Consider the following 22,559-nt stretch of genomic DNA (forward strand, 5'->3'; position numbering starts at 1 on the left):
AAGACCTGGTATCCGAATCTGGTCAAGTCGAATCCAAATTTATTACCCAAACCATTTACTGTCTGTTGAAGTCCAAAAGTGTGATTCTTAGAAATATCGCAGTCGCCTTGAATGAATTCATTCAGGTAAAGAATACAATTGATCGATTAAGTCAGAATCTGCAACGACCGTCTCCGTCGCTCACCACCCGCTATGCGAAATAAATGGTGAATGCACTTGATGAGGACGCGTTAATTCTGGAGGACGACTCCGATGTGATCAAACCGTATGGTCGAGCATTCGAAGCGTTGGGGCAGGTCAGAGACAGCTCGAGTAAAGATTACAAGATTGAAAAGGGTTATTCGGTCACGGAAATAGTCGGTTTGACTCCCCGCAGAAGCAACCCGTCAACCTCTTCTCTCGGATCCATTCTTCCACAGAGAAGGGATTCAAATCAACAAACGAAGTGCTGTTAGAGGGACTCCGTCACGTCATCGGCCATTTGAAAAAGTAGGCTACATTTGTTTTTGACGGGTGTACCCTTCTTCCTCAAAGTCGGAAACGTAGGCCGTTTCGTCAGCTGAATTCTCTACTACCAGCAACATATCGATGATTGGCTTGGCCCGGCACCGAAGTATATCCAACATGCTCTAATTGCAGAACCTTGTTGCCAAGTATTGAACGAATTCGTTCGGCCTCTTGCTCGAAACGTTTCTGAAGCCTTTCCTCACTGGCAGATGCCATTGTCGAATGGTCACGATACGGTGTCAAATATTCCACACCGCTCAGATAAGATATGGAATCGCAGAACTCTCTAATATACCACAAGCGTATATGTAAGCCAAAGCATATACCTTGCCCTCGACCCTTTAAACGGCGTCAGCAGCTATTGGTTCGCTTAACTCGATACTCGTTGGAAGACTTTTAGAAAAAGACAAAAAACTTTTTGACTCCTTCGGCTTTTATAGTGGGACCTGCTTCTTTTCATTGTCGATTTCTTCAACAAGGTTTATTTCGAATCAAATGTTAACTTAATATTTATTGGTTGCAAAGTTCTTTTAAGTGGTGAGTAATAATTTGTTCCGTTTTTTCAATGGTGAATATATCCGGTCTTAATAGAGCATGTATGGATAAACCTTCAATGACTGCAGAAAGCCTTAATTTTTCGATTTCAATATCTATGTCTTTTTTTACATAGCCTGCCTTTATCAAGATTTCAAGCAGTGCCTCCATTAAAATGTATTCTCCTTCGATGAGTTCATCTTTTTTCGTGTTCAAAACTGCACTTGTAAGTGAACGAATGACGAAAACCAGCCATACGCCAGCTTCAGCTTGTTTATCCCGATCGACAGGAACCAATTCTAACAACGTTTCCTGTACCGCAATGAAAGGGTCTTGTGACCATGATTTATTCTTCGACCGTTCTTTCCCGCGAGCAAGAAAATAATCCATGATAAATAATAGTAACTCATCCTGGTTTGAGAAATAATGTCTCAATGCTCCGGCAGACATTCCAGCCTCAGATGCGATTCTGCGGATAGATGCTTTTTCAATACCTTCGGTTTCAATAATTTTCCAAGCCGTTTCAGCGATGAGCTTTCTTTTGTGATCATGATCAACAATTTTCGGCACTTCAAATCACCTCTTGTTTTATTTAACACACTGTGTTATTATTATTTTATCACAGTGCGCGAAATAAATGAATAAATAAGGAGGATGTTTAGGTGATTGAAATCATTGAATCATTAATTCCTGCCAACATAGATTTCACAACAGCACTCCTCATTATTGTGCTCTGTGCTGTCATTGATATTTTAAGCCCCGGGGTATTGGCGATTACAGCTTATATCCTTCTCATACAAAAAGAAAAAACAGCATCGCGATTGATCGTTTTTTTATTTTCGACACAATTTTGCTATTTTATAATGGGTATCTTGGTTTATCTCGGAGTTGGGCCAATTCTTGGTATTATAGAAAGCATGGCGAACAATCAAATTTCAAGTTGGTTTTATACGATACTTGGAGTCGCCTTTGTACTCATTAGTTTTTATAATCCTAAAAAAGGGATGGAATCCCGATTTTTGGAATGGTTACCTACGCAAGTGTCTATAAGAGGGATGATCATACTCGGTATTATTGTCTTTGCGATTGAGTTTACCACAGCTTTACCGTATTTTTACTCGATATTACTAATGGATGGTTTAGCGTTTCATACGGGTTTGTCCATTGGCATTTTACTTGGCTATAACGCGATTATGGTACTTCCTTCAATCTTACTATTGATCGTGTTTATACTATGTAAAAACTGGATAATGAATCAGCTTGAACAACTGCGATCAAAATTAGTAAAAGCTCCGTTGTCTTCTGTATTAGTCGGAGTGGCAGTTATTGGGGCGATTTTATTCAATATTGGCATCAGGGGAGTTCTATCTTGATATTCGTTATGTAAAAAGGAGATGTAGCGTTATGAAAGAGATTGCAAGCGGTGCAAGTTTACTTCTATTGCTTCAGGGAGTTGGAGGTATCATAAATCGATTGGCAGGCGGGGGACCAAGTTGGTTTCTCGTCAATTACATCGATGCATTGCAAGGATATGAAATAATAGCCAGTATAATTTTAGTGATATTGGGAGCAATTATTGGTGTGGGTTCTCTTAAAATAAAGGATAAAGTTGACTAACCTATTATGTCTTGAAGACCTCATAGTTATTCCTCACCCTTGAAGTTTATTCTATGAGCATGATACTTGGGTGAGGAAGGCTCGTAAAGTGTTCATGGTTATTCAATCAAACGTTGCTCTTCCGCCATTCTTCTTGATTTAATTCCCCGTTTATTGCAGCTGCGGATACAGCACCTGAAGCAGCTGCAACAATAGATTGGTGTAAGTGTGTAGTTGCATCCCCTGCTGCATAAACACCAGGTACACTAGTTTTTCCAAACTCATCGACTTCAATGATTCCAGTATCCAACATCCGGCAACCAAGGGCAACTGGCAAATCCGATCCAAGTTCCAATTCCGGCTTGAAGAAAATCCCTGTGCACGAAATTTCCGTCCCATCCTCAAGCTTGATATGGCTTACCATGCCTTGATTTGATTGGATTGAATGTATTGGTGCATTAAATACCGGGATATTATGTGCGCGCAATTCTTCACGTTCTGCTTCACTCAATTCATCGGGACCATTTGTACAAACTACTAACTGCTTCGACCACCCAGAAAGCAATGGGACAAAATGCATTAATGTCGCTCCTCTGTTTATGACAACTAATTGCTGATCCCTTAGTTCCCAGCCATCACAATACGGGCATACAAACGCACTCTTACCATAGACCTCCGCCAACCCTGGTATACCAAGATCACGATCCTTCATTCCGATAGCAAACAGCAGTTTTCTAGTGGCTATCTTCACCCCCGAAACAGTTTCCAACAAAAATTGTCCATCTTCCCCTTCTATCAACTTGACGATATCTTCCAGATGTGAAACCGATGGATAAGTGCGAAGCTGTTCTTTAGCAATATTTCGAAAGTCATGTGGGCTAATGCCATCACGTGTTAAAAAGCCATGAGCCTCTCTAGTCACTGCATTACGCGGTTGGCCCTCATCAATAATCAATGTCTTCTTTCTAGCACGTCCTAGCACAAGTCCAGCACTTAAACCTGCAGGACCTCCTCCAATAATAACAACATCAACTTCCTTCATGATTAACTCCCTTCCACTTTAGTTTAACTTTCCATAGGTGAAGTGATTACTCAGTATGATGCATGGGCTTATTTCTAAATGGCAAATCTACGGCGTAAACTCGATTTGTCATTTTCTGCATATTTCATTCTAGACTTAACTTTTATTAAATAGTCTATCCAATTTCAAGTAATCTAACATGTACTTTGCAAGTGTTATGACTGAAAAAATCAACATTAAAATTAATGTGATTGAAGCGCCGGGTGGTGTACCCAATTCATAAGAAGCGACTAAACCACTTAACATGCCAACAAGCGCAATGACCATTCCATTTAATATGATAAGTGTTGTTTTTCAAAGGCAAACACAATCAAAGTACACGCCTCTTTCTTCATCCGCCTGAATATCATGCCCATCTGGATCAAAAATTCCCGCTCTTCCGGAACCGCCATTGTTTCGTACAACGCGTCCCTTATGCGGGAACTCATCGGATGTAGGCGCTTTGGTTGATTCATCCTCATGAATAATTAAACATGCTTTGCTCTTCTAACTGAATGAGCACTTTGCCGAAGCGCCCTCCTTGTTTGATTGGGATCGTTTTTCCAGGATAAGTTTGATCCAGATAATCTTCAATGATGGCCTGCGTATTCTCATCTACTGGATAATTGTAAAAGTTAAGCCAATGTAAAACCTCTTGAATGGCTTCCGCACGAGACACAACCCTGGCTTTCATTTCTTTTGTGACGAGTGAATGAAAGGCGTACCCTTTTAGATAAAGCAGCTGTAGCAAATACATCATCTCGGAGTTTTGATGCTTGTTGTATGAATGGTTTAACAGCGGTAATATTTCAAGGGTGAGGCTGTGTTCTTTAGGACCTGCTGCCAAGCTGATATAACAAAATTTTCGAGCGCAGCTGATCACTTTCTCCACCATCTCCCAGTCTGTGATCGCTGGGCACATTGACACAAAGACAAAATCAAAAGCTTGGTTCCAGCCTAATGTCTTCGTATCCATATCTTCAAAGGCTGCGCGCACGATCTTTACCTTACCGTCGGCCCATTTTTGATTGTTGTGCTCCAATAGTTCTGTGAACGGAAGCGACGGCTCAACGGCGGTCACATCTGCTCCTCTTTGCGCAAAGGGAATAGAAAATATTCCAGAGGCCGCTCCGATGTCGAGGACAGAGGCGCCATTAAAATTTACGCCTTGATTTTCCAACCAGCCGATAATACGTGCTGACCGTCTTCTTCCTTCATCGTTGAACGATTGCTCATTGTAGTTTTGGGCCGCGATGGCGCCAAAAGTGAATCTCGGCTCGATCCCTGCTGATTTCATCAAGTTTACACCTGTCGTTTGGTCGTCCTTCCAAGCTTGTTCCCAAGCAGCTTCGTTGCGTAAGATTTCGATCATCTAGGTAAACACCTCATTTCTTAATTTAAATGGATTTCAGCTTATGCCTCAAGCTGTTCTCATTCCCCTTCCAACTCTCCTTCAAGCTCTAGGTATTTCTGCCGCAGCTGATGCAGAACTTGTTCATCCGGTGTCCAGTACCCTCGCTGCTCGCTTTCCAGCAATGTTTCGATCATCGCATGGTAAGCCCAACGGTTGTTGTCCTGCAGCTTCCGGCTAAGTGCTTCATCAGCCATATAGACGTCATGCAGACGATCGAATACCCAAGGTTCTACTTTTCCAGTCGTGGCTGCAAGTCCCAGTACATACTCGAATCGGCTGGCCATTTCCTTTGCGCCATGATAAGGATGCTTCAAGAGATCGTTGATCCATTTCGGGTTCGTTAAGCGAGTCCTTACTCCGCGTGCAATCGCATGTTCGGCAGATTCTGTCTTGATTTGCTCCCCTGTCGTATCCGTAATATGAATGTCTGCTTTACGACCTTTCATCACTTCCACAGACTTTGCCAAGCCGCCAAAATACTCATAATAGTGGTCAGAATCCGTTACTTCCCATTCATGACTGCTGCGAATTTGCGACACAATATCCACCTCCAGCATATGTGACCGGTACAATTCCGGCTCCGCCTGTCCTCGCGCTAGTGCGCTGTATACATGCTGCTGGCTGTCCGTGTATGCCGCTCCGAGCTCAGACTCCTCGTTCCATAGCTTCGTCTCGATCATCCGCGTCACCGTCGTGCCATACTCTCCTTCTGCCGGGCCGAAGATGCGGGCGCAAGCTAAGTCATGCGCTTGACTTGCCTCATATCCAGCAGCCAGCAGCTCCTCCTCCATGCTTCGTGTATGAGCCTTGAACCAATTGAGCTCATTAGGTTCATCCAGCTCCGAAACCTTGCGGAATAGGTCATGTAATTCTTCCAGCAAATTCGGAAACAAATCGCGAAAAACCCCAGTAATATGCACCATGACGTTCAAGCGCGGTCGGCCTAATTCCGCAAGCGGGATCACTTCATATTCTGTACGGAACGTTCCGACTCCCCCGCCAATGCGAACCCCCATATAATGCAGGATTTGCCCAATGGTTTCCCCTTGTGTGCGCGACGTCTCAATCCCCCAGAGGATGACCGCCGTCGTGTGCGGGTAGTCCCCGTGCTGCTCGCGATATTGCTGTATGGAGTTTTCGGCGACAATCGCCCCCCGTTCAGCAGCTGTACGGCTGGGCACTAAGCGGGGATCGAATTGGTACAGATTGCGTCCGGTCGGCAATATTTCAGGTGTTCGCAGCACGTCACCAGCGAGCTTAGCTGGAACGTACCGGCCTTCCAACGCCCGCATCAGCCCTTCTGCTTCCTCATTTTGCAATGATCTTAGGTAAGCTTCGTAACCGTACTCGAGCGAAGCTTCCAACTGCTTAAGCCAATCTGGATGTTCACTCTTATACATGTCCGGGATTGCCTTGTTTGACACATAAGCGGTCACTAACGCATTCGCTTCCTCATCGAGCTGGCGCAGCAAGCTCACATGCTTGCCCGAAGTTAGCGCATCCGCCCGAACGCCTTGACGTTCAGCGAGCAGTCCGCGAATTGAGCGAATATTTCCCCGCTCGTGGCGAAGCACGAATTGCATATGGTTCAAAGCGACTTCAGGAGAATAGCTGTCGCCAAGCACATGCAGTCCACTAGGGATGAGCGAACGCTGCATGCGATAAAGCTCCTCCTCCATGAGTTCTACAGTTTCCGCGGAGAAGTCAAGCGACTTCGCTACCGCCTGCAGCTCTTGTAGAATCGCCTCACATCGTTCCGGCGCGAGCTGCTTCGCTTCACGATATTCGTGCAGCAAGGCTTCCAGCTCACGCCATTCGCCATACAGCTCAGCTTCTGTAAAGGGCGGCGCCTGATAGCCGATCAATACGGCATGGCTGCGCCGCTTGGCGATCATCGCTTCTGACGGATTCCCTACGTGATAGTAGTACAAATTGGGCAAATCCACGAGCAAATCGTCCGGTACACAGTCCCCAGACAGAGCGGCCTCTTTCCCCCGCTGAAACTCTAAGGTACCGTGTGTCCCGATATGGACGATGGCATCCGCTTGAAACTGTTCACGAATCCATTGATAAAACGCAGTATATTGATGCGTAGGTAGTAACGAACGATCATGCAGCGACTTCTCTGGATCCTCATGGATACCGCGTGAAGGTTGCAGGCCGATAAACACTTGGCCGATCATTAAACCGGGTATGAGAAAAGAGTCGTTGTCCGTCATGATGTCACCAGGCGGCTGACCCCAGCGGCTTATCGCTTCTTCTCCCCAAGAACGTCTGGATAGCTTCTGTGTGAAATGGGGATCCGCATAACGGATCAACTGACTCGAAGCTTGAGGATCAGACCATTTTGCGGAATTGACTAGACCGCCCTCTATAAATCTGGCACGCAGCTCCGCCGCTGACAGTTCCTCGGTATGATATCCTTGCTGCTTCAGCCAGCTCAATAAACGTGCTATCGATTCGAATGTATCTAAGAAGGAACCGCCGAACACCGTTCCTTCGCCTGGCGGATAATTGTAGCCAATGAGCGCCAGCTTCTTCTCTGCATTGGGCTTGCTCCGCAGAGCAAGCCAGCGGCGGATGCGATCTGTCAAGCGTTTCGTCCGTTCAGGTATAAGTGCAAGCCGCTTTAGCGGAACGTTTAGCTCGGTGTCTTCTCCGTCTTCCTGCAGTGCCGCTATCGGAAACATCTCCATGCTCCCGTCAAGCTCCGGCAGCATGACCTGAACGAGCAGCAACGAAGGCTCAAGTCCACTCGCAGACTGTCTCCATTCTTGTTCCGTTCTACTGTTCAACAATAGCGGATGCAGCATCGGCACATCGAGCTGTTCCAGCATCTGCACAGCCCCGTCCTGATTTCCTCCGCCGGGACCAATCCCAAGTCGGAAAGGCAGCAGGTTCACGATAAGGTCGACTTGGTGACCTTCGCCAAGTAGCAACTCGCGCAGACGGTCGAGTGGAATGTTCATCACTGAAGGAAACGCGATCGGCATGACGTTCACGAAAGCCTCCAATTGTTCCTTAAGCTGCGCAATACATTCCGCAGTATCGAGCGGATTGCTATTCCCAAGATATAAAATCGCGACATTCGGCCGACCTTCGTCGTAGCGATTGCTTTGCCGGTAGCTGGCTGCAGACGAGTAAACCGTGCGACTGCTCGGCTCCATAATCGTTAACTCCCGAACATATACCGGCTCCTTAGGCTCCGGCAAAAGATGGCAGCCGCCGTATTCACGGCCTGCCAGACAAAGCAGTCCGAGCATATTCGCTGTGCCTCCGCCCCGCCAATATTCGGTAAATCGAACGTAGTGTTCATAGTCCGACTTACCCTCATCCATTCCTTCTAGCGGCAAGGACGTTGCCGCATGTGTATGCCCTTCTTGTCTAGGCAAATTTGCAAAGGTCAGACTGCCTAGCTTGAGCAGCGAAGCGATCTCAGCGGAGTTGCCGCCAAGCGGAACGATATGAGCCGTCCCTTTGCTTAGCAGGCTACTCAACCATTCGACAACGTCCTGGCGGACGCCATGTGCATCGAAGATGACAAGGTCAGCTCCAACAAGCGTGGCTTCCACGTCCTCAAGCTCGTCGATCTTCCGATTCCCTAAATCGATGATGGTCAGATGCAGCTGATTTTTCTGATTTTGATCAAGCAATTGATATGCTTCAGACAAATGCGACAACGTCGTTTCCCCGTTTGTGAGTATGGATAGCTTCAACGCGCCATCCTCCTTTCCGTAATCCATAAATCATTATTTTTAGATCAACGTCCGTACAGCTCGTTCGATACTCCCAGCCTCCAATTGTTCTAACCGGTAATACCGCGCTTGCATCGCTTCCGCCAGCTTGCGGGCATAGCCGAATCGTACTACACCATCCTCTGTATCGATCACAAGTGTGCGTATGCCAGCCGCTGCGATGCGTTGTGCAGCTTGCAGGCTTTCCTGCCATGGATCACCTGCCGCTTCTGCGCTGACGTTCGCCTTTCCATCGGTCATGACGATCATCGCGGGGATGAGTCCACTTCTTCTATTTAACAAAGGGCGAATCGCAATGAGTCCCTTTTCCAGTCCAATACCTAGCGGCGTTTTCCCGCCAGCTGGCAGCGTCCTCAATTTGCGTTCCGCGAGCTCTACACTGCGTGTCAACCCGAGCAGCAATTCAGCTTGTTGATCGCGAAAGGCAATCAAGCCCACATGGTCACGCTGCCGGTACGCATCACGAAGTAAAGACAATACCGCACCTTTGACAGCCTTCATTCTCTTATTTGCATTCATCGAACCGCTGGCATCGACGACGAATAGCAAAGCAGTTCCTGTCTTGTTTTCCCTAACCTTCACACGCACATCACTCGGCTCAATCCATAGCTTTAAGTTCGTGTTATATGAACTTGATTGTTGCTTACGTATCCGCTGAAAGGGAGCCGCCATACGAAGCGTGGCATCAAACGCAATGTCTCTTAGAGGGCCGCGCGGCATCGCAGCCCGCACATATCGACCGTTTACCGTTCCTACTGACGCTTGATTTCGTTTCCCAGTTTGCGCTTGCTTCATTGGCTGCGGCGGGGTAAAGACGAATGGCTGCACAGCGATTTCCCGTCCAACGGCTTCCACTACAGCCCGCGCCTCTAAGGAAAGAGATTGTCTACTATCGGCTTCGCCGTTGTGGTCGCCCCCAAGTTGTGCAGGCGAAGCGAATTGTGACCGGTCAACTTGCTCGCCGTTTGTCGCATTATTCTCTCCTTCCGCTTGGTTTTCTCTTTGGCTTTCCTTATCGCGATGCGATCCTGGTGATGGATGATCGTCATTCGAATCATGCTTCGTTGGCTCTTGATCCGCTAAGTCTGCCGGCGACTTCCCTCGCGACTCTTCCGAGTAAGATGCTGCACGCATCCGGTGCGGCAGCACAAAGCCCGCTGCTTCCTGCAGATGCTCCTGTGTCGTCTCTCTAAGACCCTCCCAAGCTGCGATCGTCCGGGCCGCTTCGATCAGCAGGATGTCCGCGCGGTGTCCCAGACAGCCAGCTTCCTCAGCGATTTCGGCAGCCAAACGTAGCAGCTCTCCATCAATATGTACAGCAGGCAGCCGAGTCCTAGCCGCTGCGATACGTGCTCTCAATTCCTTCGTTTCCGATTCATAAGCTAGGCGAAACGACTCAGGATCTTGTTCGAAGGCGAGCAAGCGGCTTGCGATTTCCGTTCGCTCCGCAAGGTCCGCCGAGGTTTCCAGTCGCACATATAGCCCGCAGCGATCAAACATCGCCGGCAGCGGCTTCCTATCGTCCGGACTCATAGCTGCGAACAAGCAGAATGCTGCACTGTCAAGGCCACTTCTTCGCTCAGAGCTCTTGCGGACATGCCCATGCGCGGGCTCGCCCGCCACATTGTCGCCAGCAGTCAGGACCGCTTTCATTAACCTTTCGGGCATGATATGCGCATTGTCTACCGTGACGATGTGCCCATCCGCAGCTGCAAGCAAGCCGGGTACAAACGTTCGTTTGCCGCTGCGGACAGCAGCTGCCATATCCCAGTCGCCCCAAAGCCGTTCCTCATCCACGTTCAAAGGAATGTTAATGACGTTAAGTTCCGGCAGAAGCTCTGTAACACCATGGATGAGCGTGGACTTCGCCGTTCCTGGTGGGCCTGCCAGCAGCACCCCCTTTAATCCCGGATTTACCGCATGAAGCAGCAGCGCCTTTTGCGCACGTTCTTGACCGACTACAGCACAGAACGGATACAAGTGAGGCTTAACTTGCATGGGTGACCTCGGACAGAAGGTCGCCGAGCAGCTCGCGTATCGTCTCGTGGTCATATGCTCCCTCTTCGAACGGCCGCTTGCGCATGCGATGCGGCATCACCATCATCGCCGCTTCTACCATATCGTCTGCCACGATCTGCGTTCTTCCCTGGAATGCAGCCATCGCCATGGCGGTTTTCATTAACATGATATCCGCACGATGTCCGTCTACCTTCAGCCGAATGCCGACTGCGGCGGTCCATTTCAGTAACTCCTCGGACGGTTTGATCTGCTCGAGCAGCTGACGCGCTCGTTCTATCCGTTCCCGAAGCTCTAGTTGTTGCGGCTCATAACGTCTTCGGAATTCGTCTGGATCTGCTTCGAATGCTAGGCGCCGGCGAATGACCTCCATTCGGCTCTCCACATCTCGTTCCCCATTCACCTCTACTGAAAGCGCGAAGCGATCCAGCAGCTGCGGCCGCAGCTCCCCTTCCTCCGGGTTCATCGTACCGATCAAGATAAAGCGGCTCGGATGCGAGTAGGAGACGCCTTCTCGCTCAACGGTGTTCACCCCCATGGCTGCTGCGTCGAGCAGCGCATCGACGATCGCATCATCGAGTAGATTGATTTCATCCACGTACAAAATATGTCCATGCGCCTTCGCTAACAGTCCCGGCTCGAACTTTTTCTCTCCTTCTCGAATCGCATGCTCGATATCCAATGTGCCGACGACGCGATCCTCCGTAGCATGTACGGGCAAATTCACGACGCTCAGCTCCGGCATTAAGTCCGCGATTGCGCGTACGGCCGTCGATTTGGCTGTGCCTTTCTCCCCGCGGATCAAGATGCCGCCGAGCTTCCGATTGACAAGATTAAGCAGCAGCCCTTTGCGCATCAAGTCCTGTCCGACGATTGCCGCGAACGGATATACGTCTGCTTTCCCCTCCATGTTGATCCTCTCCTTTGTAAATGTTTTAGACATTCGTTATTTGACTGCTGCGATTGCGGGTTGAGCTGAGAAATCAACCGCCTCAAGCAGCCCTTCGATATGGCAATGCATGCGACCGCTTCGATCATCCCTTCCTACGCTCCCTCTCACACCGAACACATCGCGCAGCATGCGATCGGTGATGACTTGCTCCGGCGGTCCGCTGGCATACATTTCGCCAGCTCGCATCACCAACAATTCATCGGAGCAAGCTGCAGCATGGTTGAGATCGTGCAGGACCATGACGATCGTAATGCTATATTTGCGATTCAGATCGTGGACTAGCTCCATAACCTCCCACTGGTGATTGACATCGAGATAGGTCGTCGGTTCATCTAATAAGATGAGCCCCGATTGCTGTGCCAAGGTCATGGCAATCCATACGCGTTGCCGTTCTCCGCCGGATAAGTTAGACAGCTTTCGCTCCGCGAAGGGTAGCGTTCCGGTCTGAGCCATGGCCCATTCGACAATCTTCTCGTCTTCCTTGCGCTTTGCGCCCCATACAGGCTGATGAGGAAAACGTCCGTAACTGACCAGCGAACGCACGGACACGTCCGGCAGAGATGCTTGACTTTGCTGAAGCATTGCCATATGCCGTGCCAACTGCCGACGGGGATAGCTGTCGAGCAGTCTGCCTTGCAAGAGCACCTTTCCTTGCGCAGGCTTTAATTGACCGGCGCAAGTTTTGAGCAAGGTGCTTTTGCCGCTGCCATTCGGACCGATAATGCTGTAAATTTTTCCGACCTCCACCTGCCAATTCAGCGAATCCAGCACCGTACGGTTGTGAAGCCTCACGGACACGTCTTCCAAGCGTAACAACGTCATCTCGCTTCCCTCCTTAGCAAATATAGAAAGAACGGCGCCCCCAAAGCTCCCATCATAATGCCGACCGGCAGCTCCAAAGGAGCAAACATCAAGCGGGCGAGTGTATCGCAAAATGTCACAACGGCCGCTCCAAGCAGCACGGATGCAGGAAGTAAGAACCGATAATCACTGCCGATCAGCAAGCGGGCTGAATGCGGAACGATCAGACCGACGAAGCCGAGCAGGCCGACGACGCTGACCGCGCTTGCGGCAAGCAAGGTAGCGAGCGCCGTCAGGAAGAAGCGAGCTGCTTCCACCGACAAGCCGAGGCCGCGTGCATTGGAATCGCCAAGGGCAAGTATATTCAAATGCGAGCTGCCAATGAACGCCAGGCTCATGCCAATGAGCGAATAAGGGAGAATGATTTCAAGCTCTGGCCAGCTTTTGGCGGACAAGCCGCCAACCATAAACACGAGGGCACCGTTCACCCGATCGCTGAAGAAAATTAACAATGCGGAGATGCCAGAGCCGAGAAAGGCGGACACGGCCACGCCTGCAAGTATTAGGCGCACCGGCTGTACACCGTCCTTCCAGGCAAGCAAATAAATGATGGCAGCAGCTCCGGAAGCGCCAAGAAAAGCGATTGGTGTCAGCATCGACCATAGATGAGGAAATAAAATGAGAACGATGATGCCGAATAATCCTGCTCCAGATGACACGCCGATGATGTGCGGATCTGCCAGCGAGTTCCGCATCACGCCTTGCAAGAGCGCACCGGACAGTGCCAGATTAGCTCCAACGAGCATGCCCACTAACGTTCGAGGCAGCCGAATGTTCCACACAATTTCCTTCATTGGACCGTCATAACCGTGAAAGACATATAACCAAATCTCTGACAACGAAATGCGGACTGCTCCGGTACCGATGCTGAATCCAGTAGCGAGGATTGCCGCAGCCGTCAAAGCGACAATGACAAGAATGCCTTTGGACATCGGAATACGGAAAGCATTAATGACCATTCTCATATGTATCCGGATAAACAAGCTTAGCCAAATATTCGACTGATTCACTTAATCGAAATCCCGGGTTTGAGAGAAACCGATCAGACGGCAAGATGACCATACGGTTTTCCTTCACAGCACGCAGCGATGTCCATGCAGGTTGGCTGGCCAGATCGGATTGAATTTTCTTCTCCCCATCTTCTCGCGCCCCGTGGATCAGAATAAAAACATAATCCGGATTTAGCTCGACGATTTTTTCCAGACTAAATGGTGCAGTCGACGGACTGTCGCTTGCTGCTTCCCATGTTTCCGCCAAATTGTTCATATGCAGCATAGTTGCGACCTCGATTCCGACGGTATCTTGCCGCTGCACAGAAAGGCTGTTAGGGGTCACGTTCAGCATGATGAAAGTTGGTGCATCACTGGCCGGTACCCGGGCAGTCCATTCACGAATTTCCTGATCCAAATCGGCAAGTGCTTCCCTAGCTTTGTTTTCCGTCCCAGAGAGCTGACCGAACAACACCGCTTTTTGTTGCAAATCTGCATATGTACTCAGATTGAACAGGGCGAACGGCACGTTACTCGCATCCAAAATCGCCGTTAACTCACGGTGAAACACCACAGAGCCGATCACGAGATCAGGCTTTAAAGCAAGTAGCTTCTCCGTATTGACGGTCGTCATTCCCCCGACTTCTTCGATTCGCTCCGCCTCATCCGGCACCGTTCCACCCGGTGATGTGGCGTGGGCAATGGCGTGACCGTCAACCGAATAAAGCAAATCCAATAGCTGCGGCGATAGGACGATGATGCGCTGTGGTTGCTCAGGCAGCCGAATCTCCCTTCCAGTGTCGTCTTCGAACGTGAGAAACGACTCCCTTTCCTCCGCATCATGAACAGATACAGGTCTAGACTCCGCTGACGGCGATAACTCCAATGCATCACGATTATTGTCGCTCGCAGGATTGGACGGCGCTGCACAACCGGATACGAACATAACTCCTGCTAGCAGTCCTCCGCTCCATTGGCGAAGTAAATTTTGCCGCTTGTATGCATGCATCACTTTGAACCTCCTGTCTTTTGATTCATACAACACTTCACTCAAAATGATGTTAATCGTAATCATTACGATTAACTCATGCATATTGTAACAGCGACTACTTTTATATGTCAACCACTTCGTAATGTTTACTATTAATTTTTTGAAAATCAAAAGGACTTGACGGTTACAAAGGTTCCACAAGGTTTAGGTGGGAGGATGGCAAATATGCTGTAACGCCACCTCTATCGATGCCCCACCCTTTAATGCGTAGCTTGCAAATACATGACGGAATGTATGGCTAGTAAAATCAATTAATTCGTTGTTCTTATCTCGGATATTATGCTGTTTAATCCATGGTCGCAAATGATTCTTATTCCAATTTGAATGCGAAGCCAATCCAACCGGGTAGCCTTTTTTGCTTCTATTTCTTGACAGGAACAAATATGGAAGCCCTGATTCCTTTTGTAACGGCACTGCATATTCTTTGATTTTATCCAATGCGTATACTACTAGTTGATTCGCTGGCTTTGAAACCTCTACTGGTTCGGGACTCAACTTTCCAGTTGAATAAATTAGCATCGTATCGCCGCCTACTTGCTTGATTGAGGCGCTATAAATAGTGATCAACTCACTAATACGCAGTCCCAATTGAGTCAATATATTTAACTTATAATGTTATGTATTTTTTCGATTGAAACACTTACCCTTAGGATAAGCAGGGAGGTTGTAAATCGATGTCTGATTTAAAAAAACTGATCGGTGAAAAAATTCGTAGCATACGTAATAAAAAAAATCTGACCTTACTTCAATTAAGCCAAATAACAGGGCAACAAACCTCATATTTAACCGAAGTTGAACTTGGAAAAAGAAATCTATCCATTGATTCATTGGAAAAAATCATGGACGCTCTTAACATAAAGCCAGGAAATCTTTTAGATTTTCGAGAAATCGATCCAGATTCTCAGGAATTTGAGACCAGAACTGTCCTTGAGGTCCACTATCAATTTCTATTAGGGAAGAAGAGCGAAGATGTAAAGATGATCCATAAGGTAACAACGGAGATTTTCAAATCAATAGATGCCGCAGCGAGGTCTGAATAGCCATTTTTTATCGCCATTAACACAAAAAGAGCGTTTTCTTTTTTACACGGGATTTCGCTCTTGTATTTTCTTTAACTGTACCTGCCAATAATCGCTTCAATAATTTGTAAGTTTTAAGAGCTGACAGTATCCCTATGCAACGCTTAGCCATGTTTTAATTTGGTCTAATGTTGCCTCACTTTTGGCTTGGTTGTAAATATATTCAATCATGTCGTGCTTTTTCTGGATACGGTAGTGATGTAACCCATCGTTTAAACTTCCTTGGCTGTCATACTGGTAATATAACGTAGAAAACATGAGCAGGGTCAAGTAACGATCAATCGCCTGAGTAGATCGAACCTGGTAACGATCCATGGCCGGTTGTACTTTCGCAGTTCGAAAATACGTTTCAATGTCCCAACGTTTGCTGTAATAGCATAGAATCTCTTCATTGCTCAGTGAAATATCCGTGCTCAGAAAGGCCTTCATCAGCTTAGATTCAAAGCCATCTCCCTCTTTCCAACATAGGAGCAGGGCGGCATTTTCCAAGAGATTGAGCTTCCCTTCATAGCGATATACTCGGTAAGCGGAGGAGCCGATCGTTCTCCAGACCTTCAGCTCCTTTAAAATACCCAATTGGACAACCAACCAGCCTAGGTTATAACCAGGTTTCTGAAAATCCCGATCTCAAAAGTAAAAAAAGCGCTTGAAAACCCAAACGCTAGGTGTTATTCATGATAAAATGGCGGCGAAATCCCTTTAAGCACTTAGTTCCAGAAATACTGCATCCGCGTATACCCGACATCCCATGCTTTCATGTCGCCCTTAATCGTGATCTTCAGCTCATCCCCCGGCTCAAGCGGAATCTTGAATAGCGAAGGGAACAGATCAGGATGAGTACGCTGAAGTTCTCCAGAATTGCTCATGATCTCCCTGTCATCCCGAGTAACACTGATACTACCGGAATAATCCGTTGGTTCGGGGCATCCGTAATCGAAGGAGAAAATCGTCTGTCCCTCAGACTTGTACGTGAACGTTCTGGAATCTCCGCCTTCAGCGCCATATAGGTTATAGCGGAGCGGTATCTTCTGTCCGTTGATTTGAATACTGTCCGGTTTGTCTCCGGTGGATGAATTGCCCGAGTTGTCCGTCCATTCAGTGATCGCCACAAACGGACCCTCTACTTTAGTTGTTATTTTGTCTACCGCCGCCCCTAATCCCCATAAAGCTATAAAAAGAACCATACCCGATATAGCCGTTGCCACCAGATTGCGCCCGAGGCTCCGGTAACGGAAACCAAGCTTGTACGCCCCAAAACCGAGGGCTGCTCCAATCGAATTCTGAAGAGCGTCGTTGATATCGAAGCTGCCCAGGAATGTAAGGGCCTGGATCGTTTCCAGCACAAGAATCGCGATGAAGAATAAGATGATGAACCGGACAAAGCTGACCCGGTATAGCCATGGAATCAATATACCGAAAGGAATAAACGCAATAGTGTTCCCGAAAGCCACCATACTCATTAGGTTGGGATGCAGGAGATCAGCTGGAGACGGCAAACTAATAAAGTTCTCGGGCATGAAAATAAAGGTGTAGCTGGAAATTTGCTCCGAAGCCTCTCCTCTGCCGAAAGCGAAGAACATAAAATAAAGTACAATAATGGTATAGACAATAGTTGCGGTTAGTAAAATTTTGCGTTGTTTGACCATGCTTAACTCCTCCACTCTATTTTTCCACTTGTCACTATAACCTACTTGCCTGTTTCATGAAACCCCCACCCCTTAGCTTGATTAACTTTACTTGCCCAAATTCAGTTCTATGAAATGTAAAAAGAGACACCCTTGACTCTCTGACCAACCACTCCACGCAGAGGAGAACATGATATGTCTCATACGTTTATCACAACAAAATCATTGGAACAATCGGTCGGAACAATGGAAACTTCCGCTCCCCTGCATGATACACGCCGCTCATGCTTACTTGATGCAGGGTTTGAACCGGTGATCCGACTTATAGATGTCCGCATTACACACAAGAGCTAAGCATCGCAAGGCATGTAGAATTCAAGGCAATATCTTCACCCAGCGATTAGTTTCTGAAGTATTTGGCGAGTCATGAATGTGATCGGTCGGTCTTCGCAAATCATGTTCCAGATTTATTGTGTTATTCGCTTTTGCTTCATCCAGCAGGGCGGCCATTAACTTCTAGTATTCTTGGTAAGTCTGATCCGACCTCTTGGCTTACTTCCGGCAAATTTTGAAGCAAGAAACGCCGGAATCCCCGGTTGTTCTTCATTTCACCGAATTACACTTTCCACCTCGATCATGCGCCGGACGGAAAGTTCACGACCTTCCTCGCTCTGAAGTTCTTCACATGCTTTTGCCTTTTAGCCAAGATAAGTCATTTCTCACTTTAATCTCGCGATTCCCTTGCGCTTTGCTGCAACGCTCCTTAAGTGGGCAACCTTCAAGTCTGCACATCGGTAGTAACGCATTTGTACTTCATACACGCTTTCATTTTTTTGTATGCTCTCGCGCAGAAGTGAAGCGCGCATGGGCTTAATGACTGCAGGCGGCTCATTCAGGTTACAAAAGGGCGAGGGAGTGGGTATGGGTGAAGGAGTTTACGTCCGCCCTTTGAACGTCGTGTTGTACTCTTCTAACCTTTTCCAAGAACACGACGTTCAAGAGCGACCAGAACTCGTTCCCCCTCCCGACAACTGCAAGATTATAAAAGAGGGATCTGTCGCTAGTCATTTATGACTTTGAGACAGCCCCTTAAAATTAGAGTAGTCAACCCGTAGTGCTTGATTATACAACTTTTCCTCAAGATGGTTCAGTCGTGACCGTTATTCCAACACCTCCACATCCGCATAAGGCGATGCCGGTGACTCCAGCAGCGGCTGCGGCAACCCTTTCAGATGCATGTCGAAAAACGCGCCAATATAATCGCGTTGTGCCGCGAGCGCCTGTTCCGGCTCGACGGTTCCAACACTCCCCTGGACGACTTGAGGAGAAAGGCTCAGCTTATTGCTTATTTGCGGCAACAGATATTGTTGATCGGTGAACGTATAATGCGCCCCGTTCGGTATCGCTACATCTAGTTTCCACCCGCTTGACTCGTTCCAGAACGATGCCCTATCCTCCGCCGTGAGATGGGAATCCACCTCTCCCTCATCGGTAAAGCCTGCATTCATTAGTAAAAACGGGCGGTCAAGTCCATACAGGGCAACAGGTAGCAGGTGATCGGGCAAATAACCCATAGAACCGTCCATATCGATACCTGCGCCGATTCGCTCATCTTCATACATGGCCTGGGCAGCCGTTGCGCCCCCGGCAGAATGTCCGAAAATACCGATTCTAGATAGGTCCAGCGCCCGGTCCAACCCTTCAGGCAGCTCACGTTTCGCATGATCCGGATTGTTCCCTTCCTTGAGCGCCTCCAGTCGATCCAGTACAAACCGGACATCATCAACCCTGACGCTCATCATTTTCAGTACCGTATCCGCCCCGAAATCAGGCAATTGCTCGGTCTCTATTCTCCCTTCGGGAAACTCGACGACCGTTGTCTCATATGTGTGGTCAATGGTCACAACGACATAGCCATTACTGGCCAATTCCTGAACGTTAATCGTACCTAGACTTCTCGGAACAGATCCGCCCGGAGAATATATGATGACAGGCCAGCCCTTCTCTCCGTGCTCTGCGGGTGCGTTCAGCGAAGCATGAACGCCGATGTTGGATAGATCGATTCGGCCGGGCTCTACTCCGATTGTCGGCATGACGGTTTCGTCGTAAAATGCAGCTGCGTTTGGCGGTATATATTTGGCTTTCTGGCCAACCTCCCGGGTGGCCGGGTACCAGATGCTGATCATAAGCTCCCGCTTTCGATCCTTTACCCAAGGATCGGCTCGGTCGATATCTGTCAAGTGGAGCTCCGTCACGCCCACTGGCATCTCGCCAGTCGGCTCAGGTAACGTGATGTGAATCCGTTCACCGGTATGCGGTTCGTCGTATTGTACTGGCGGTTCCGCCAAGATGAACAGGCTAACGGCCGCAACCATTACGGCTGCTGAGGCGAACATGGCGAACCTAACCTTACGAGCAGACTCCCCGTTGATAAACTTTATGATAGAATTTACTGTGATCATGTAATATGTCATATAGATCACCATAAACAATCCAACGCAAACCAATATTGGAAGCAGGAGATTTATACCGCCCATTCCTCCGAAGAGCTTCCGCAGCCAGTTAAAGATAATCAAATAATGACCGAGGCCGACCAACAGCGGCAACAAGAAGATCAGTGCGTTCTGTTTCAGGATCGTAGCGGCGATTTCCTTGTGGCTCACGCCGATTTTTTTCAATATCTCATAGCGAGAACGATCGTTCGTCGCCTCCGTCAACTGTTTAAAGTATAGGATACTGCCCGTTGCGAGAAGGAACATCACACCCAAAAACCCTAGAATGAAAACATTGAAAGCTGCATTCTCGATGCCGAGGCGATACACGGAATAATAGGTCGATAGCTTCATTTCTGATGTCTGTATAGCTGCAAGCGCATCAGCGGTCGCCTTCGTATTCTTCTGGTCCTGAACGATGTAACCAACATATTGCTCGGTAGGAACTTGCGCTTCCAGCATGCGAAATGTATCGTCCGCAACGACGACCATAATATCCGGATAATGCCAATTGAGAACACGTTCAATCGTCATGCCTGCAAATGCTAAATTAACGTTCCCATTAGGCAAATCCAGGGTGATGGTTTCTCCTGCATAATCCGCCCATTCGTAATCGGTATACATGGGGCGAATCGCGATCACTTGATCTGATTCGTTCAGCGTTAACCGGTCAAGACTCAGTGCCTCCGCTACGCGATTATATTCGCTGGCCGATATCACTTTCACCGGATGCTCGGCTGCCTTGCGCTCACGATCAGACAAGATTTCGTCACTTGACGCTTCGCCGCTCAGATGGATGACCGGAATCGACATCTTGGCTTTCACGGGATGTGCATTGTCGCCACGTATGATCTCCTCGATCTTTTGATCGACTTCGTCATCCTGCGCTATATGCATGTAACTGAAAGGTGCCGTTACACGTGCCGTGTGCTCGTAAGCGTAGTAAGTGCTGAAACCGAAACTGAAGGCGCATAATGCGATAGCGGACAAGATGGAAATGACGCTTAGCGTACGTGCATTCCCTTTCATTCGGTACACCAGGTTGGAAATCATGATTAGGTTCATGCCCTTGTAATAATGGGACTTCCGCCTCTTGGCGTATTTCAGCAGGTAAATAACGAGCGATGAAAAAAGCAAAAAAGTTCCTGCGATGATGCCGACGGTCATGACGCCCAGGTTCGTAAAGATCTGTTCATTATTTTCAAAATTCCGAAGTCCAAATCCGTAGCCGACGATGAGCAACGCGACCGCGGCGGCAGCGGGAACGATCGACGCCCTCGGTTCCTGCTCCCCTTCCTGCTCTGCGCGGAACAATTCGATAAGCTTGAATCGATAGACCAATCGATAAGCTTGTATAGAAGTTATTGTAATTAGTATAAGAAATATAACCACAGTGGTAAGCACCGCAGGAAGGGAGAACGTGATTCCGACATCGACAGCTACTCCCAATAAGCGCATTAAAATCATGGCAAACAGCTTCGACAATAGCGTACCGGCCACAATGCCGAGAACCAGGACGCCGGCTCCAATTGTCATATTTTCATAGAACAGCATCCGGCCGATTGTTTTTTTTGGAAAACCTAATAAAGCATATAGCCCGACTTCTTTTTTTCGTTTGTGGGTAAAAAATTGGCCAGAGTACATCATAAAGACGGATACAAACAATACCAGGATGATTGATCCAACCATGAACACAGATTGCATGCTATCTGAAGATTCGACAGCCTCGACTACCTGCGTACTATATTGTAGTGAAGCAAAGACATAAAATATGGCGACGCTTGCGAACATGGAAAATAAATATATGAAATAGTTGCGAAGATTACCTTTTATATTTTTCTTGGCCAACTCAAATAACGTCATCCGTACGCCCTCCAAGCACCGTCAACACATCCAGTATCTTTTTAAAGAATGCTTGTCGCGGTGTCGTTCCTTTGACGATCTCGGCAAAAATGACACCGTCTTTTAGAAAGAGAACTCGACTGCAGTAGCTTGCCGCTAATGCATCATGAGTCACCATCAGAATGGTCGCATGCTCTTGTTCGTTCAGTTCATTTAGCGCCTCTAGCAGGCTGGCCGCAGCTTTAGAATCCAGCGCTCCCGTCGGTTCGTCGGCCAGAATCAGTCGCGGACGCGTCACAATGGCACGGCAGGCAGCAGTTCGCTGTTTCTGACCTCCGGAGATTTGGTAAGGGTATTTTTCTAGAATATGCTTGATGTTAAATCGTTCCGCAATGGCAGACACTCTGTTCTCCAATTCGTCGACCGATATACCGGACAACGCGAGGGGGAGCAGAATGTTTTCCTTGACCGTCAACGTATCCAGCAAATTATAGTCTTGAAAAATGAATCCTAGCTTGGATCGCCGAAAAGCCGATAACTGCGCCTCGTTCATTTGAAGAACGTTTTCCCCGTCGATCACGATGCTGCCGGAGGTCGGTTCATCGATGGTGGCGGCCATATGAAGCAGTGTTGTCTTCCCGGAGCCCGATGGCCCCATAATGCCGACAAATTCTCCTTCGCCTATGCACATATCGATCCCGTGAAGCACCGGCACGACGTTCCCTTTATTCCCATAACTTTTCGTTAACGCTTTTATTTCAATAACCGTTTCCACTGTATCTTTCC

19 protein-coding genes and 2 pseudogenes are annotated in these 22,559 nt (G+C 48.1%); 3 read left to right on the forward strand and 18 right to left on the reverse strand.

Annotated features, from left to right (window positions below):
- Positions 1-512 precede the first annotated feature (512 nt).
- Both GNP95_RS05635 and GNP95_RS05640 read right to left on the reverse strand, forming a co-directional pair.
- A pseudogene (locus GNP95_RS05635) lies at positions 513-723 on the reverse strand (GrpB family protein); the annotation flags it as partial.
- Positions 724-1,017: 294 nt separating this feature from the next.
- Entirely contained in the window at positions 1,018-1,611 is a 594-nt protein-coding gene (locus GNP95_RS05640) for a TetR/AcrR family transcriptional regulator (protein WP_095397584.1), read from the reverse strand.
- 92 nt (positions 1,612-1,703) lie between these two features.
- On the opposite strand from GNP95_RS05640, the gene GNP95_RS05645 reads away from it, so the two are divergent.
- Complete coding sequence (locus GNP95_RS05645) at positions 1,704-2,414, forward strand: GAP family protein (protein ID WP_330163269.1); 711 nt, start codon at positions 1,704-1,706, stop codon at positions 2,412-2,414.
- Positions 2,415-2,445: 31 nt separating this feature from the next.
- On the forward strand, positions 2,446-2,658 hold the full coding sequence (locus GNP95_RS05650; RefSeq protein ID WP_054819294.1) for a hypothetical protein: 213 nt from the start codon (positions 2,446-2,448) through the stop codon (positions 2,656-2,658).
- Between the two features lie 106 nt (positions 2,659-2,764).
- On the opposite strand, the gene GNP95_RS05655 is transcribed toward GNP95_RS05650, so the two are convergent.
- The 11 genes from GNP95_RS05655 to GNP95_RS05700 form a co-directional block, all read right to left on the reverse strand.
- Positions 2,765-3,679: an NAD(P)/FAD-dependent oxidoreductase gene (locus GNP95_RS05655; protein WP_095397586.1), complete on the reverse strand. Its 915-nt coding sequence runs from the start codon at positions 3,677-3,679 to the stop codon at positions 2,765-2,767.
- Between the two features lie 135 nt (positions 3,680-3,814).
- Positions 3,815-3,985 (reverse strand): metal ABC transporter permease, encoded by a 171-nt coding sequence (locus GNP95_RS26580; RefSeq protein WP_330163270.1) that lies wholly within the window; start codon positions 3,983-3,985, stop codon positions 3,815-3,817.
- Positions 3,986-3,990: 5 nt separating this feature from the next.
- Positions 3,991-4,173: a hypothetical protein gene (locus GNP95_RS26125; protein WP_230873671.1), complete on the reverse strand. Its 183-nt coding sequence runs from the start codon at positions 4,171-4,173 to the stop codon at positions 3,991-3,993.
- Positions 4,174-4,175: 2 nt separating this feature from the next.
- Entirely contained in the window at positions 4,176-5,069 is an 894-nt protein-coding gene (locus GNP95_RS05665) for a class I SAM-dependent methyltransferase (RefSeq protein WP_155609851.1), read from the reverse strand.
- Between the two features lie 59 nt (positions 5,070-5,128).
- Positions 5,129-8,854: a magnesium chelatase subunit H gene (gene bchH / locus GNP95_RS05670; RefSeq protein ID WP_230873672.1), complete on the reverse strand. Its 3,726-nt coding sequence runs from the start codon at positions 8,852-8,854 to the stop codon at positions 5,129-5,131.
- Between the two features lie 12 nt (positions 8,855-8,866).
- On the reverse strand, positions 8,867-10,864 hold the full coding sequence (locus tag GNP95_RS05675; RefSeq protein WP_196427081.1) for a VWA domain-containing protein: 1,998 nt from the start codon (positions 10,862-10,864) through the stop codon (positions 8,867-8,869).
- Complete coding sequence (locus tag GNP95_RS05680) at positions 10,854-11,792, reverse strand: ATP-binding protein (protein WP_095397591.1); 939 nt, start codon at positions 11,790-11,792, stop codon at positions 10,854-10,856. Before GNP95_RS05680 ends, GNP95_RS05675 begins: the two co-directional genes overlap by 11 nt.
- Positions 11,793-11,828: 36 nt before the next feature.
- A complete protein-coding gene (locus GNP95_RS05685; RefSeq protein WP_007130966.1) occupies positions 11,829-12,656 on the reverse strand; it encodes an ABC transporter ATP-binding protein in 828 nt (275 codons plus the stop codon).
- Positions 12,653-13,627, reverse strand: a complete 975-nt coding sequence (locus GNP95_RS05690; protein WP_230873673.1) for a FecCD family ABC transporter permease — start codon at positions 13,625-13,627, stop codon at positions 12,653-12,655. Before GNP95_RS05690 ends, GNP95_RS05685 begins: the two co-directional genes overlap by 4 nt.
- A 16-nt stretch (positions 13,628-13,643) precedes the next feature.
- A complete protein-coding gene (locus tag GNP95_RS05695) occupies positions 13,644-14,693 on the reverse strand; it encodes an ABC transporter substrate-binding protein (RefSeq protein ID WP_230202649.1) in 1,050 nt (349 codons plus the stop codon).
- A 186-nt stretch (positions 14,694-14,879) separates the two neighbouring features.
- Entirely contained in the window at positions 14,880-15,332 is a 453-nt protein-coding gene (locus GNP95_RS05700; protein ID WP_074048690.1) for a site-specific integrase, read from the reverse strand.
- 77 nt (positions 15,333-15,409) lie between these two features.
- On the opposite strand from GNP95_RS05700, the gene GNP95_RS05705 reads away from it, so the two are divergent.
- Positions 15,410-15,775 carry a helix-turn-helix domain-containing protein gene (locus GNP95_RS05705; RefSeq protein ID WP_055109574.1) on the forward strand — a complete coding sequence of 122 codons (366 nt, stop codon included), beginning with the start codon at positions 15,410-15,412 and terminating at the stop codon, positions 15,773-15,775.
- 132 nt (positions 15,776-15,907) lie between these two features.
- On the opposite strand, the gene GNP95_RS05710 is transcribed toward GNP95_RS05705, so the two are convergent.
- The 5 genes and pseudogenes from GNP95_RS05710 to GNP95_RS05725 all read right to left on the reverse strand — a co-directional run bounded on the left by GNP95_RS05710 (position 15,908) and on the right by GNP95_RS05725 (position 22,548).
- Positions 15,908-16,390, reverse strand: a complete 483-nt coding sequence (locus GNP95_RS05710) for a hypothetical protein (protein ID WP_095397593.1) — start codon at positions 16,388-16,390, stop codon at positions 15,908-15,910.
- 131 nt (positions 16,391-16,521) lie between these two features.
- The gene (locus GNP95_RS05715; RefSeq protein WP_095397594.1) at positions 16,522-17,460 is read right to left on the reverse strand and encodes a VanZ family protein; all 939 of its coding nucleotides are present in this window, start codon (positions 17,458-17,460) and stop codon (positions 16,522-16,524) included.
- A 517-nt stretch (positions 17,461-17,977) separates the two neighbouring features.
- Positions 17,978-18,284: pseudogene (locus GNP95_RS26825) on the reverse strand (transposase); the annotation flags it as partial.
- 315 nt (positions 18,285-18,599) lie between these two features.
- Positions 18,600-21,794 (reverse strand): FtsX-like permease family protein, encoded by a 3,195-nt coding sequence (locus GNP95_RS05720; RefSeq protein ID WP_155609855.1) that lies wholly within the window; start codon positions 21,792-21,794, stop codon positions 18,600-18,602.
- The gene (locus tag GNP95_RS05725; protein WP_007130972.1) at positions 21,781-22,548 is read right to left on the reverse strand and encodes an ABC transporter ATP-binding protein; all 768 of its coding nucleotides are present in this window, start codon (positions 22,546-22,548) and stop codon (positions 21,781-21,783) included. The genes GNP95_RS05720 and GNP95_RS05725 overlap by 14 nt, the downstream gene beginning before the upstream one ends.
- Between the last annotated feature and the right edge of the window lie 11 nt (positions 22,549-22,559).

Origin of the sequence: Paenibacillus woosongensis, assembly GCF_009725165.1 — a bacterium.
Lineage (GTDB): Bacteria > Bacillota > Bacilli > Paenibacillales > Paenibacillaceae > Fontibacillus > Fontibacillus woosongensis.

What these genes read in the sequence shown, in the direction of transcription:
- GNP95_RS05650 (WP_054819294.1), top strand. Translation starts at nt 2,446, where the DNA reads ATGAAAGAGATTGCAAGCGGTGCAAGTTTACTTCTATTGCTTCAGGGA.
- GNP95_RS05655 (WP_095397586.1), bottom strand. Translation starts at nt 3,679, where the DNA reads ATGAAGGAAGTTGATGTTGTTATTATTGGAGGAGGTCCTGCAGGTTTA.
- GNP95_RS26580 (WP_330163270.1), bottom strand. Translation starts at nt 3,985, where the DNA reads ATGGTCATTGCGCTTGTTGGCATGTTAAGTGGTTTAGTCGCTTCTTAT.
- GNP95_RS26125 (WP_230873671.1), bottom strand. Translation starts at nt 4,173, where the DNA reads ATGAATCAACCAAAGCGCCTACATCCGATGAGTTCCCGCATAAGGGAC.
- GNP95_RS05665 (WP_155609851.1), bottom strand. Translation starts at nt 5,069, where the DNA reads ATGATCGAAATCTTACGCAACGAAGCTGCTTGGGAACAAGCTTGGAAG.
- bchH (WP_230873672.1), bottom strand. Translation starts at nt 8,854, where the DNA reads ATGGATTACGGAAAGGAGGATGGCGCGTTGAAGCTATCCATACTCACA.
- GNP95_RS05675 (WP_196427081.1), bottom strand. Translation starts at nt 10,864, where the DNA reads ATGCAAGTTAAGCCTCACTTGTATCCGTTCTGTGCTGTAGTCGGTCAA.
- GNP95_RS05680 (WP_095397591.1), bottom strand. Translation starts at nt 11,792, where the DNA reads ATGGAGGGGAAAGCAGACGTATATCCGTTCGCGGCAATCGTCGGACAG.
- GNP95_RS05685 (WP_007130966.1), bottom strand. Translation starts at nt 12,656, where the DNA reads ATGACGTTGTTACGCTTGGAAGACGTGTCCGTGAGGCTTCACAACCGT.
- GNP95_RS05690 (WP_230873673.1), bottom strand. Translation starts at nt 13,627, where the DNA reads ATGTCCAAAGGCATTCTTGTCATTGTCGCTTTGACGGCTGCGGCAATC.
- GNP95_RS05695 (WP_230202649.1), bottom strand. Translation starts at nt 14,693, where the DNA reads ATGCATGCATACAAGCGGCAAAATTTACTTCGCCAATGGAGCGGAGGA.
- GNP95_RS05705 (WP_055109574.1), top strand. Translation starts at nt 15,410, where the DNA reads ATGTCTGATTTAAAAAAACTGATCGGTGAAAAAATTCGTAGCATACGT.
- GNP95_RS05715 (WP_095397594.1), bottom strand. Translation starts at nt 17,460, where the DNA reads ATGGTCAAACAACGCAAAATTTTACTAACCGCAACTATTGTCTATACC.
- GNP95_RS05720 (WP_155609855.1), bottom strand. Translation starts at nt 21,794, where the DNA reads ATGACGTTATTTGAGTTGGCCAAGAAAAATATAAAAGGTAATCTTCGC.